The organism is Cellulosimicrobium funkei (assembly GCF_001019615.1).
Classification (GTDB): domain Bacteria; phylum Actinomycetota; class Actinomycetes; order Actinomycetales; family Cellulomonadaceae; genus Cellulosimicrobium; species Cellulosimicrobium cellulans_E.
The window spans coordinates 418,456-431,814 of record NZ_JNBQ01000001.1; the positions used below are offsets into that span (position 1 = coordinate 418,456).

Sequence of the window (13,359 nt, forward strand, 5' to 3'; positions counted from 1 at the left end):
CGCATGACGCCGTCCGCGAGCCCGACGCCCGACGTCCCGCCGACCGCCGCGCTGCTGCCCGTCACGGTCGACGTCGTCGCGCTCACGGTCCGCGACGACGCCCTGCACGTGCTGCTCGTCGAGCGCGGCATCGAGCCGTTCCACGGCGCGCTCGCGCTCCCGGGCGGGTTCGTGCTGCCGCGGGAGGGGCTCGCCCGGGCGGCTCGGCGCGAGCTCGCGGAGGAGACCGGCGTCCGCCCGCCCGGTCACCTGGAGCAGCTCCGCACCTACGGGCCGCTCGACCGCGACCCGCGCGGGCCGGTCCTCTCCGTCGCCTACCTCCTGCTCGCGCCGGAGTTCGGCGTCGTCCACGCGGGGTCGGACGCCGGGGGAGCGGCCTGGTACCCCGTCGAGCCCTTGCTCGGGGCGGTCCCGGGCGGGCCGACGGCGTCGGGCGACCGGGCGCCGTCGGGCACGGGCCTCGCGTTCGACCACGCGCGGATCCTCGCCGACGGCGTCGAGCGCGCCCGCGCCAAGCTCGAGTACTCGGCGCTCGCGACGGCGTTCTGCCCGCCCGAGTTCACCGTCGCCGACCTGCGGCGCGTCTACGAGGCGGTGTGGGGCGTGCGCCTCGACCCGCGCAACTTCTCGCGCAAGGCCACGACCACCCCGGGCTTCCTCGAGGACACCGGCCGCACGACGTCGGGCGGCGCCGGCCGCCCCGCGGCCCTCTACCGCGCCGCGCCGAACCCGGGGTCCCTCCCCACGACCGGCCGCGCCTGGGGAGCGACCCCGGGTTCGGCAGGGGACCCGGACCTCGCGCCCGCGAGCGTGCCCGCCGTCCTCGACCCGCCGCTCATGCGTCCGCGACGCTGACCGCCGCGGCGCGGGCCGGGGGAGAACTCCCCCTCGACAGCGGCGTCGGGCTGAGTACGCTCGCGCGCATGTCGACCTACAGCTACTGGCGCAGCGACCAGGGCAACATGCAGGCCCTCTCGGACGAGCTCGCCGCGCAGGCCGCGATGGCGCGGTCGCGGGAGGCGTCGCTCAACCGACGGCTGCGCTCGCTCGAAGGTGACCTGTCGAGCCGCGTGGAGGTGCTCACACGCCTCGTCAACGCGCTCATCGAGCTGGGCGAGGTGCGCGAGGAGCTCGCGCTGTTCACCCCCGCCCGACGCGCCCGGGACGCGGCGCGCGCCCTGACGCGCGCGGTCGTGGCGGGGGAGGGCGACGTGTCGCACCTGCGCCGGTCGCCCGACCTGGCCGACGTGCCCGGCTACTGGCTCGTCCCCGCGGCGCTCGCCGTCGCCGAGCTCCCCGCGGGCCGGCTCGACGCGGAGGCGGCGCAGGAGGCGCTGCTGCGCGACCGTCGTCGGGCCGCGACGTACCTCGTCGCGGTGTGCGCGCTCGTCGGGCAGCCCGGTCTCGCGCGCGAGTGGACGCCCGGGGTGCTCGACGCCCCCGTCCTGCCGGCGGCCGGCTGGGGCAGCGCCGACGGAGCGCCGGAGGCGGGGCCGGAACGCCCCGGCGAGGCGCCGGACGAGGTCCTCGTGACGACCGCCGAGCGGGCGCTGTGGCGCGCGGCGGCCGCGGGCCACCTCGGGGACGACGGCGTCGCGGTCGTCCGCGCGGCGCTCGCCGAGCGCGTGGCCCTGCTCGACGACGACGCGCACGCCCGCTGGCGCGCCCGGCTCCTCGAGGCGGCGCCCGCGCTCCCCGCGAGCGGGGACGACTGGGGCTCGCCCGAGGCCGGGGCCCCCGACGGGTCCGGCACGCGTCGCCGGGCCGCGGCGCCCGACGCCCTGCCGCTGCTGCGGTCCTGGACCGCGTGGTCGCGGGCCGTCGTCGCCGGGGAGATCGCCCTGGCCGCGGCGGCACGCGGTCCGCTCGCGCTCGGGGCGTCGTCGTCGGTCACCACGGGCGACACGGGCACGGTGCCCGGCACCGCCGCGACGCCGAGCGGCGCACCAGCCCCGGGCGCGGCGCTGCTGCGGGTCGTCGGGTCGCTCGTGAACGAGGGGGCCCCCGTCGAGCGTGGCCTCCTCGAGCGCGCGGAGCTGCTGGCCGACCGCGTGGGCCGCGCGCCCGAGGACGACGGCCCGGAGTGGGACGCGTCCGCGGGGGCGCTCGTCGACCTGCTCGTCGACGACGCGCGCGGCACCGACCCGGGGCTCGCGGCGCTCGCGGCACCGCTGCTCGTCGACGACCTGCGCGTCGCGAGCCACGCGCGCGCCTCCGAGCTCGCGGCGACCCCGGCGCCGTCGCGCGCGCTGCGCCTCGCCGGCCGGACCGTCACCGTCACGCCGGCCGACGACGGTGCGGCGCTCGCCGCGACGGCGCGGTCGGAGCTCCTGGCGCGCCCCGTCGACGGGGTGTCGTGGGGCGTCGTCGGCGGGGTCGGGGCGATCGCGGTGGTGGCGCTCGTGCTCGGCATCGCGGTCGCGCCGGCCTGGTTCGCGGTGACCGTCGTCGCGGGCGTGGTCGCCGCGTGGCAGTGGTTCTCGGGCGAGCAGCGCGCACGGGACCAGCGCGCGGCCGCGCGGTCGAGCGCGGAGCGGTTCGACGCCGAGCTGGCCGAGGCGCGCACCGCCGTCGCGGCGGAGGCGGAGCGTGCGCGGACGCAGCGCGAGGCGGTCGCGACCGTCGTCGACGACCTCGACGACGCCCTCGCCGACCTGGGCGCGCCGACCCCCGCCTGACGCGAGCGACCCGGGCGGTCCGGGTCCCCTCCGAGCCGCGTCCGCCGCCCCGCCCGCCACCCGTCAGGAGGGCCCGCCAGGGCCGGACCGCCCGTGCCCGCGGGCCGTCCGGCCCTGCTCGGCACCTGCTCGACCAGACACCCGTCGGGCGTTCGAACGGCGGCTTCGAACACCGGATGAACTGTCGGTGAACAGTGGCAGAAGAATCCACAGGATGGTCGAGCGGGCTCCGGGGATGACCCCACCATGGACGACGTGACCGAGACGCTCCTGCTGGTGCTCGTCGTCGTGACCGCACTGGCCTTCGACTTCACCAACGGCTTCCACGACACGGGCAACGCGATGGCCACGTCCATCGCCACCAAGGCCCTCAAGCCCAAGACCGCCGTCGCCCTCTCCGCCGTCCTCAACATGGTCGGGGCGTTCCTCTCCCTGGCCGTCGCGGCGACCATCGCGAAGGGTCTGGTCGACGCCAACGTCATCACCCTCGAGGTCGTCCTCGCGGGGCTCGTGGGCGGCATCACCTGGAACCTCCTGACCTGGTTGCTCGGCATCCCGTCGAGCTCGTCGCACGCCCTCATCGGCGGCGTCGTGGGCTCGGTGCTCGCGGCCGTCGGCACGCAGGGCGTCATCTGGAGCGGCGTCGCCGCGAAGGTGCTCATCCCCGCGCTGCTCGCCCCGCTCGTCGCGGTGGGCGTCGCGAGCGTCGGCACCTGGGCGGTCGCCCGCCTCACGCGCGACGTCCCCGAGGACGTCTCGACCCGGGCGTTCCGCTGGGGCCAGGTCGGCTCGGCCTCGCTCGTCTCGCTCGCGCACGGCACCAACGACGCGCAGAAGTCGATGGGCATCATCCTGCTCGCGCTCATCGCGGCGGGCGCCGTCCCGGCGGACTCGGGCGTGCCGTTCTGGGTGATCCTCGCCTGCGCGTCCTTCATGGCGCTCGGCACGTACCTGGGCGGCTGGCGCATCATCCGCACGCTCGGCAAGGGCCTCGTCGAGATCGACACCCGCCAGGGCATGGCCGCCGAGACGTCGTCCGCGGCCGTCATCCTCATGTCCGGCCTGTTCGGCTACTCGCTCTCGACGACGCACGTCGCGACCGGCTCGATCCTCGGCTCGGGCGTCGGGATGCCGGGCGCCAAGGTCCGCTGGGGCGTCGCGGGGCGCATGCTCGCCGCGTGGGGCCTGACGCTCCCGGCCGCCGGGCTCGTCGGCGCGGCCTGCTACGGCATCCAGCACGGGATCGGCGGCACGGCCGGCACGGTCGTGGTGTTCGCCATCCTCGTCGCGACGTCCGTCGCCATCTGGGTCGCCTCGCGCCGCAAGCCCGTGGACCACAACAACGTCAACGACGCCTGGGAGGAGGGCGCCGTGGACGCCGGGCTCGAGACCGAGGTCGTCGAGGCGCGCGAGGCCGCGCTGGAGCGCCGCCTCGACGCGGCAGACCCGTTCGCCGACGCGGAGCCGCAGGCCGCCGCGTCGCCCGTGCCCCCCTCGGGCGCACCCACCGTGACCCCGACCGCCGCGCGCCAGCGCGCGAGCGTCTGACCCCGGCAGCCCGGAGGAGAGAACCGTGTTCGTCGAGATCGACTCGCTGCTCAAGGTCGTCGTCGCCGGCCTCGTCGTCGGCGCGGGCCTGCCCGCACTCTTCGCGCTCGGGGTCCGGCTCGCCGCCGGCCGCGCCGTGCCCGTCGAGGTCGGCACCCCGGACGGCCGCTTCACGTCCGACGGCCGGACCGTGCGCGTCGAGCGCGCCACCCGCGGTCGCCAGGTGGGCGCGCTCGTGTGCTTCGCCGTCGTCGTCGTCGCGATCGCGGCGGGCATCGCCTTCATCGCGAGCGGCGGCCACTGACCCGGACGGGTCAGGCGGAGCCGCGCACCACGAGGGTCGGGTCGAACAGGACCGAGCGAGGCTCGGTCTCCGGGGCGTCGATGGCCGCGAGCAGGAGGCGTGCCATCTCGGCCGCCATCTCCTCGACGGGCTGACGCACCGTCGTGAGCGGCGGGTGCGCCTGGTGCGCGACCGTGGAGTCGTCGAACCCGACGACCGCGACGTCCTCCGGGACGCGCCGCCCGGCCTCCTGGAGGACCGTGGACGCGCCGTCGGCCATGAGGTCGCTCGCGCCGAACACGCCGTCGACGTCGGGGCGCGCCGCGAGGAGCTCGCGGGCCGCGGCCTCGCCGCCCGCCCGCGTGAAGTCGCCCTCCACGACGAACGGCTCGGGGAGACCCGCGACCCGCACCGCGTCGAGGAACCCCTCGAGACGGGCGCGCGCGAAGGGGACGTCGGAGGGCCCGGCGACGGTCGCCAGGCGAGTCCGGCCGCGGGTCACCAGGTGCTCGGCCGCGAGCCGGCCGCCCGCCGCCTGGTCGAGGTCGACCCAGCTCACGCCGGCCGACTCGTCCGCGCCGTCCAGGTGCGTCGAGAGCACGACCGGCACGGACAGCGCCGCGAACCGCGCGGGGAGCGGGTCGCCGGAGCTCGACGTGATGAGCAGGACGCCGTCGACGTGGCCCTGGCGCACGTAGCGCACGACCTGGTCGTGCGCGGGCGGGTCGGCGGGCAGGATCGCGAGGTGGATGTCGCGCGGCCGGAGCACCTGCTGCGCGCCGGCCGTGACCCGGCCGATGTACGGGTCGGTGAACAGGCGCTCCAGGAAGGCGCTGGTGTGCGGCCGCTCCGTCGGCTCGGAGACGACGAGCGCGACCGATCCGGTGCGTCGCGTCACGAGGGTGCGCGCCGCGAGGTTGGGGACGTAGCCCGTCTCGTCGATCGCCTTCTCGACGACCTCGACGATCGCGGGGTCGACCGTCGGCACGCCGTTGATGACGCGGGACACGGTGGCTCGGGAGACGCCGGCGACGGCCGCGACGGCCTCGAGCGTCGGACGGGGAGAGGAGCGACGGGCTGCCATGTCGTCAGTTATACCGCCCGTCCGGGGCCGTGCGGCCGGCCGTCCCTCGCGCGCGGGGGACGGCCTCGTCGGGCCGGGACACGGGGCGGTGCCCGACGGCGCGGGAGCAGCACCGCGCCGTCGGGCACCGGTGCGGGCGCTGGAGGGGCGCCCGCCGTGGACCGGTCACCGGGAGAGGCGGGGCCTCACCACGGGAACGGGCCGGCGACCCGCAGGGGCCGCCGGGTGCGGGTGCTCACCGGTACACCCGCACGTAGTCCACGAGCATGCGGGACGGGAACGGCGTGCTCGCGTCGGGAGCGCCCGGCCAGTCTCCGCCGACCGCGAGGTTGAGGATCAGGTAGAACTCGTGGTCGTAGACCCACGGCCCGCGCGTCGACTCGACGGTCTCCTTCGACGCGTAGAACGTGTCGCGGCCGTCGAGCGAGAACTGGATGCCCTCGCTGTCCCACTCCGCGGCCCACACGTGGAAGTCGTCGGCGAACCGTGCGCCGCCCGGCAGGGTCGCCGGGCCGCCGTAGCCGCCGGCCCCCCAGTACGCGGGCGCGTGCAGCGTCGAGTGCGTGATCGTGGGCTCGAACCCGACGTTCTCCATGATGTCGATCTCGCCGTTGTACGGCCACGGGCGGCCCTCGAGGAAGTCGGAGCCCATCATCCAGAACGCCGGCCACAGGCCCTGGCCCGCGGGGATCTTGATCCGGGCCTCGAAGCGGCCGTACTGCGTGTTGAGCGACGTCGACGTGTTCATGCGGTGCGACGTGTACGCGCGGCCCTCGGCGTTCTCGCGGCGCGCCTCGAGGACGAAGTGCCCCTGGCCGTCGTGGAAGCCGTTGCCCGACGCCGTGTAGACCTGGTGCTCCGCGTTCTGCGGCATCCCGGGGTCGATGTGCCACCTCGTGGCGTCGGCGGGCGTGCCGGCCGGAGCGTCGAACTCGTCGGACCAGACGAGGTCGAGGTCGTCGAAGTCGGGGTCCGCCGGCTGCGCGGGCGGGGCGGTCGGCGCGCCGCCCGTGCCGTAGACCTGGAACTCCCACAGCGAGTAGCCGTAGGGGCTGCTGCGGTCGTTCATGTGCACGCGCACGTGGCGACCGTCGGCGTCGAGCGGGATCGTCTCCTTGAACCCGCTGCCGGTCGTGGTGGAGAACACGGACCGCCACGACGACCCGTCGTCCGAGACCTCGATGTCGTAGCCGGTCGCGAACGCCGGGTCCCACTGGAGGACGACCTGGGTGACGTGCGCGGGGGCGCCGAGGTCGACGGCGATCCACCCCTCGTCGACCCAGCCGGTGTCCGGGGACGTGGCCCAGCGCGACGCCGGGTCGAGGTCGAGCGCCTTGTCCGGGGTGCAGTCCCAGCAGTTCGGGTCGAGCGTCTGGGAGCTCGACGCCGATCCGGGCTTGCCGTAGGAGAGCAGGCGCGCGGTGCCGGGCTCGGGCTCGCCCGTGCTGCCCTCGTCGCCGAACACCTGGAGCTCCCAGAGGGACACGCCCCAGACGGTCGCGCGCTGCGTGGCGGTGAGCCGCACGTAGCGCGCGGCGACGTCGAGGGGCAGCGTCTCGTCGCCGCCCTGGCCGTTCGTGGTCGAGTACGCGGTCGCCCACGCGCCGCCGTCGGTCGAGACCTCGATGCGGTAGCCGGACGCGTACGCCGTCTCCCAGTCGAGCTCGACGCGGTCGAGGTCGTGGACGGCGCCGAGGTCGACCTGGATCCAGGCGCCGTCGGCGTGCGCGCTGGACCAGCGCGTGCCGCGGTCGCCGTCGACGGCGGCGGCCGCGGTGCTCCAGTCGAACTCGGTGCTCGACGACGTCGCGGCGCGGCCCTGCGAGAGCGGGTCGTCGGGGGCGGCGGTCGCGGGCGCCGGGACGAGCGCGCCGAGGGCGAGGAGCCCGACGGCGGTCGTGGCGGCCGCGAGGGCGCGGCCGCGGGGCCGTGGTCGGGGCCGTCGGGAGGTGCTGCGGGCAGTGCTGCGGGTGCCGCGGGACGCGGTGCGCATGGACGTGCTCCTTCGAACGTCGGACGGGTCACGAGCCGCTCGAGGAGTCGGGCGAGCCGCTGTGCTCGCGCCGATAGAGCGCTCTCTCACACCCTGGACCAGCCGGTCCGCGGAGGTCAAGAGGGCGGAGCGATATTTGTTACTGACCGGTCAGCCAGTTGTTGTCGGGTCAGCCCAGGCGCTCCTTGGCGGTGAGCACGCGGAGCACTGCGGCGTCCACCTTCGCCGCGAACGCCGGGTCGGTCGTCGCGCGCTCGACGACCGTCGCGACCATGGGCTGCACGACGCTCGGGTCGGCGGACGCGAGCACCATGTCGCCGCCCGCGTCGATCGTCAGGACGGCGCGGTCGGCGGGCGACCACGCCTGCACCTGCTGCGCCGCGGACACGTCGTCCGTGATGACGACGCCGTCGAACCCCAGGTCGCCGCGCAGCATCCCGTCGACGACGACGGGCGAGAACGCCGCGGGCAACGACCCGTCGATCTGCGGGTAGACGGCGGTGGACGTCATGACGAACGCGGCACCCGCCTCGATCCCCGAGGCGAAGACGGCGACGGACGGGTCGTCGCGCGTCGTCACGTCGTCCGTGACGCCCGCGTCGGTGTCGGTGTTCTCGGTGACGCGGCCCAGCCCCGGGAAGTGCTTGATCGTCACGTCCACCCCGGACGCCTCCATGCCGGCGCTGAAGGCGTTCGCGTGCGCCGTCACCGTGTCCGGCGTGGTGCCGTAGTTGCGCTGGAAGTACCCGATCGGCGGGTTCTGCGCCTCCGTCCCCTCGGGCACCAGGTCCATCACCGGCGCGAGGTTGAGGTTCACGCCCGCGGCGGCGAGCTCGCCGCCCCACGTCGTCGCGTCGGCCTGGAGCGCCGCGGGGTCGAGGCCCGCCTGGTCGGTGGCCGTGGGGATCTGCGAGAACCCGGGACCGCGCAGCACCTGGACGTAGCCGCCCTCCTGGTCGGTCGCGACGAACAGCGGCGTGCCGTTCGTGGTCTCCGGCGAGACGAGCGCCGTGAAGCCCGCGACGAGGTCCGCCGTCGGGCCGGTGCCCGCCTGCGACCGCCCGGCGAGGAACACGTTGCCGACGTGGAGCTGCGACACCGCGTCGTAGCTCACCTGCTGGGGGTCGCTCACGTCGACGCCGACCATGAAGAGCTGGCCGACCTTCTGCTCGAGCGTCCACCCGGCGAGCGGGTCCTCGGGTGGGGTGGACGGCGTCGGGGGAGGGCCCGACGGCGACGGCTCGGGGGAGGCGGTCGGCGCGCCCGACGGTGACGGAGCCGGGGCAGGGCCGGGGCGGGTGAGGTACCACGCGACCGCCGAGACGGCGGCGAGCGTGGTGACGACGGCGACGACGATCCAGATGGTCCGGGCACGGGTGGTCACAGGGCGGGCACCTCCAGCGGCCACCGTAGCCCGCTCCGTCGCGCGGGAGGTCGTGGACACGTCCGCGCCGCGTGCTGACCGGAGCCGCGGGTATGACGCGCATCACCTCGATGTTCCCGTCATGATCCTCACGGGGGAGCGTCTCGTGTGTGAGAGGTGCGGCCCGATCGGGCCGTACCGCATCGTCCGACCTTGGAGCCAGGCATGTCCCGTCGCCCACCCACCCGCACTTTCGCCCTGGGGGATCGCACCCGGCGCGTCGTCGCCGCGACGATCGCCGCCGTCCTCGCCCTCGTCGGGGCGGTGGTCCTGGTCACCGGGCCGCAGGCCCGGTCGGCCTCGGCGGCGCTCGGGTTCTGCCCGGACCCCGGCGACATGCCCAACATCGGCAACCTGCCGGCCTTCACGGACTCGAACGTCACCGTCTACACAGGCGGTGACTACCGCGCCACGGCGAGCGCCGCAGAGTCCGAGGGCCTTCTCGTCGTCGGCGGTGACGCTGTCGTCGACGCTCCGGGGAACTTCAGCGTGGGTGCCGTCGGGGCGGGCTCGCAGATCACGCCGCCGGACGGGGCGGTGATGTTCGCCGTCGGAGAGGGCCTCGACATCGCGGCCGGAACGAGCGTCACCGTCGGCTCGACGCTGCCCAGCGGCGGCGCGGTGAACGTCGGCGGGACCGTCACGGGAGCGGGGAGCCTCTCGACAGCGGGAACCGTCCCGGGCGTGGAAGCGCCCGTGACGGAGGGCATGGGGCCCGGTGCGCTCGCCGAGTGGTCCGACTTCGGGTCGGTGATAGCCGACGCGTCGAGCACGATCGCGGGGTGGCCGGCGACGACCGGTGTCGTGTCGGGGAACCGGGTCGTCTTCACGGGCACCGGCACGGACGACCCGCAGGTGTTCTCCATCGACGCGACGGAGCTCGACGGCGTCACCGAGGTCGAGTTCGCCGCCATCCCGGAGGGCGCGGCGATCGCGATCAACGTGACCGGCGACGCGCCCGTGGACTTCAGCCCGAACTTCTGGGTCGGCAACGGCGTCAACCAGATCAACGCGTTCGGCCCCCAGTTCGGCAACTGGGCCTCGCGGATCCTGTGGAACTTCGAGTCGACGCCGGAGCTCGCGCTGGGCCGGGCAGACCAGTTCCTCGGGACGATTCTCGCCCCGGCGGCGGACGCGACGATCACGACGAGCACCAACGGGCGCGTCCTCGTCGGGGGGAACCTCACGTTCGGCGACCCGAGCGTCACCGGCGGTCTCGAGATGCACAACTACCCGTGGATCGGCCCGGGACCGTTCGACTGCACCTCGGCAGCGAGCTTCGTCGTCCAGAAGACCGTGACGGGCGAGGCCGCCGCCGACGTGCCCGCCGGGACGACGTTCGAGGTCGAGTACACGTACGAGGAGCCGGACGGGACGACCGGTGGCGACACGCTCGTCGTGCCGATCAGCGGCGCGCTCGTGAACGGTCCGACGCTGCCGGTCGACACCGTCGTGACGGTCACCGAGACGGACCTTCCTTCCGTGCCCGGCGTCGAGTGGGGAACGCCCGTGATCCAGGTGAACGGCGAGCCGCTGGGCGACCCCGCGCAGTTCACGATCCAGGAGAACCAGACCGTCACGGTGACCGTGGTGAACACGGCGAACGGCGGCGCCGTCCCGACGGTGGGCGGGTTCTCGGTGGCCAAGGCCGTGACGGGTGACGCCGCGGGGCTCGTCCCCGCCGACACCGCGTTCCTGGTCGACTGGGAGGCGGGGCTCCCCGAGGGGGCGACCTACGACGGCGACCTGTCCGGCACGCTGACCGTCCTCGCGGACGGGACCGTGACGAACGGTCCCTCCGACCTGCCCGTCGGCACCACCGTCGCGCTCGCCGAGCGGACGCCGCTGCCCGAGGTGGACGGCGTCGAGTCGGGGGGGATCCGGTGCTCAGCCCGGCGTCGCCCGTCACGATCGTCGAGGGCGCGACCGGGGTCGCGGTGACCGTCACGAACGTCGCGGTCGCCGTCGTCGGGGGATTCACGGTGCAGAAGGCTCTCGAGGGAGGCGCGGCGAGCGCCGTCCCCGGTGACACCGCGTTCCTGGTCGACTGGACCGCGACCGTCCCCGCGGGCGTCGCGTACGACGGCGCCACGTCGGGCACGCTGACGGTGCGCGCCGACGGGACCGTGGCGAGCGGCCCGACCGACCTGCCGGTCGGCACGACGGTGACGCTCGCCGAGCAGCAGCCGCTGCCCGAGATCGCGGGCGTGGAGTGGGGTGTACCGACGCTCGAGCCTGCCTCCCCGATCACGATCGTCGAGGGACCGACCGGTGTCGCGGTGACCGTGACGAACACGGCGGACGCGCCCGCGGAGATCGGCGGGTTCGCGGTGCAGAAGTCCGTCACGGGCGACGCGTCGGGGGCGGTGCCGCCGGACACCGCGTTCGTCGTCGCGTGGGAGGCCGAGCTCCCCCCGGACTCCGGCTACGAGGGAGCGACCTCCGGGACGCTCACCGTGCTCGCGGACGGGACCGTGGTGGACGGGCCGCAGGACCTTCCCGAGGGCACGGTCGTGACGTTCACCGAGCAGACGATCCCCGACGTCCCGGGCGTCGACTGGGGCACGCCCACCGTGTCGCCCGGCACCGTGACGATCGGTGACGGCGACGCCGTCGCGGGGGTCGTGGTGACGAACACGGCGACCGCGCGGACGGGCGGGTTCTCCGTCGCGAAGGCGGTCGAGGGCGGCCTCGCCGGGAGCGTGCCGCCGGGCACGCAGTTCGAGGTCGAGTGGTCCGCGACCCTGCCCGCGGGCTTCGCGTACGACGGCCCGCTCACGGGGACGCTGACCCCGCTCGCGGACGGCACCGTCGTCGACGGCCCGCAGGACCTCCCGGTGGGGACGGTCGTGACGTTCACCGAGATCAACCTGCCCGAGGTCGACGGCGTCGTCTGGGGCGCCCCCACGTTCTCCCCGGGGTCGGTGACGGTCGGGGACGGCGCGAACACCCTCGTCACGCTGACCAACACCACGCAGGACGTGGCCGAGGTCGGCGGGTTCTCCGTGGCCAAGGAGGTGACCGGCGACCGCGCGGAGCTCGTGCCCGCCGACACCCTGTTCACCGTCGCGTACTCGTACGAGCTCGACGGCACCCTCGTCGGCGGCTACCTCCAGGTCCCGGCCGACGGGACGGTCGTCGCCGGCCCGCAGAACCTCCCGGTCGGCACGGTCGTCACCTACACGGAGGCCGACCTGCCCGACATCACGGGCGTCGCGTGGGGCGTCCCGACGTTCAGCCCGCAGTCGGTGGTCGTCGGCGACGGGGACGACACCCTCGTCACCGTGACGAACACGGCGAACCAGGCGGCGGGCGGGTTCTCGCTGGTCAAGCGGGTGACCGGCGAGGCGTCCGCCGCCGTCCCCGCGACCACGGAGTTCGTCGTGGCCTACGCGTACGACTCGCCCGCCGGGACAGTCACCGGGACGCTGACCGTCCGCGCCGACGGGGTCCCGGTCGAGGGGCCGCAGGACCTCCCGGCCGGGACCGTCGTCCGGCTCACCGAGACGGAGCTGCCCGAGATCGGTGGGGTCGACTGGGGCGCGCCGGCGTTCACCGTGGACGGCACGGCGGTCACCGAGGTGACGGTGGGTGACGGCACGGTGGTCGTGACGCTCACGAACACGGCGGGGGAGCAGGGTCTCGCGGTCACGGGCTCCGACGCGGTGCTCGTGACGACGCTCGCGCTGCTGTTCCTCGGGACCGGCGCCGCGCTCGTCGCGATCCGCGCCCGACGGGGCCGCACCGCCTGACCCTCGGGACGTCGCCCCACCGCGACGCACGACGGGCCGGTCACCCCGCGGGGTGACCGGCCCGTCGTCGTACCGCTCGCGCGAGCGCTGTCCGAGCTCAGTCGTGGCCCGCGAGCGTCGCGAGCGCCTTGGTCCACAGCGCGTGGGCGCGCTCCGCGCGGTCCGCCGTCTCGATGTTGCGCTCGACGACGCGCACGCGCGTCCCGGAGTCGTCCGGCTCGAGCGTGATGGCGATGTCGTGGTAGTTCTCCGGGACGTCGGGCAGGCCCATCGTCGGGGAGAAGTGCGTGAAGTGCAGCAGCCGCGGGCGCTCGACCGCGACGACGGTGCCCCAGTCCGCGAACTCGCGACCCATGTAGTGGCCCTCGAACGTCACGGGGCTGCCGGGCATGAAGTCGGTCTCGACGTTCATGCCGAGCATCCAGCGGGCGCTCGGGTGCATGAGCTCGGCCCACACGACCTGCGGGGGTCGTGCGACGTGGATCTCGGCGGTCGTGCTGTGGTCGGTCAGGGTGGGGTCGCTCATGGGTACCTCGGGGGGCTCGGGGGCTGGCTCCTGGGGCCGACGGTAGACCCTCCGGGCGACACCGGCAGCCGG

At 75.1% G+C, this 13,359-nt stretch carries 10 protein-coding genes; 6 read left to right on the plus strand and 4 right to left on the minus strand.

Annotated elements, in window-relative coordinates:
* Nucleotides 1-3 precede the first annotated feature (3 nt).
* From FB00_RS01880 to FB00_RS01895, 4 genes are all read left to right on the plus strand, one after another.
* The gene (locus tag FB00_RS01880; protein ID WP_047231080.1) at nucleotides 4-855 is read left to right on the plus strand and encodes an NUDIX hydrolase; all 852 of its coding nucleotides are present in this window, start codon (nucleotides 4-6) and stop codon (nucleotides 853-855) included.
* A gap of 68 nt (nucleotides 856-923) precedes the next feature.
* The gene (locus FB00_RS01885; RefSeq protein WP_047231081.1) at nucleotides 924-2,678 is read left to right on the plus strand and encodes a hypothetical protein; all 1,755 of its coding nucleotides are present in this window, start codon (nucleotides 924-926) and stop codon (nucleotides 2,676-2,678) included.
* A gap of 246 nt (nucleotides 2,679-2,924) precedes the next feature.
* A complete protein-coding gene (locus tag FB00_RS01890; RefSeq protein WP_082140857.1) occupies nucleotides 2,925-4,226 on the plus strand; it encodes an inorganic phosphate transporter in 1,302 nt (433 codons plus the stop codon).
* Between the two features lie 25 nt (nucleotides 4,227-4,251).
* A complete protein-coding gene (locus FB00_RS01895; RefSeq protein ID WP_047231082.1) occupies nucleotides 4,252-4,530 on the plus strand; it encodes a hypothetical protein in 279 nt (92 codons plus the stop codon).
* 10 nt (nucleotides 4,531-4,540) lie between these two features.
* Here the strand turns inward: FB00_RS01895 and FB00_RS01900 are convergent, their stop codons facing one another.
* The 3 genes from FB00_RS01900 to FB00_RS01910 form a co-directional block, all read right to left on the minus strand.
* Nucleotides 4,541-5,593, minus strand: coding sequence for a LacI family DNA-binding transcriptional regulator (locus FB00_RS01900; protein WP_047231083.1), 1,053 nt, complete (start codon nucleotides 5,591-5,593; stop codon nucleotides 4,541-4,543).
* Nucleotides 5,594-5,828: 235 nt separating this feature from the next.
* Nucleotides 5,829-7,586: a discoidin domain-containing protein gene (locus FB00_RS01905; RefSeq protein WP_047231084.1), complete on the minus strand. Its 1,758-nt coding sequence runs from the start codon at nucleotides 7,584-7,586 to the stop codon at nucleotides 5,829-5,831.
* Between the two features lie 169 nt (nucleotides 7,587-7,755).
* Nucleotides 7,756-8,970, minus strand: a complete 1,215-nt coding sequence (locus FB00_RS01910; protein WP_047231085.1) for a glycoside hydrolase family 3 N-terminal domain-containing protein — start codon at nucleotides 8,968-8,970, stop codon at nucleotides 7,756-7,758.
* A 204-nt stretch (nucleotides 8,971-9,174) separates the two neighbouring features.
* Here FB00_RS01910 and FB00_RS20840 point away from each other — a divergent pair, with 204 nt between their 5' ends.
* The gene (locus FB00_RS20840; protein WP_052877362.1) at nucleotides 9,175-10,950 is read left to right on the plus strand and encodes a choice-of-anchor A family protein; all 1,776 of its coding nucleotides are present in this window, start codon (nucleotides 9,175-9,177) and stop codon (nucleotides 10,948-10,950) included.
* On the plus strand, nucleotides 10,893-12,761 hold the full coding sequence (locus FB00_RS01920) for a DUF5979 domain-containing protein (RefSeq protein ID WP_047231086.1): 1,869 nt from the start codon (nucleotides 10,893-10,895) through the stop codon (nucleotides 12,759-12,761). Before FB00_RS20840 ends, FB00_RS01920 begins: the two co-directional genes overlap by 58 nt.
* 97 nt (nucleotides 12,762-12,858) lie before the next feature.
* Here FB00_RS01920 and FB00_RS01925 read toward each other — a convergent pair whose 3' ends face one another.
* Nucleotides 12,859-13,287: an SRPBCC family protein gene (locus FB00_RS01925; protein WP_047231087.1), complete on the minus strand. Its 429-nt coding sequence runs from the start codon at nucleotides 13,285-13,287 to the stop codon at nucleotides 12,859-12,861.
* Between the last annotated feature and the right edge of the window lie 72 nt (nucleotides 13,288-13,359).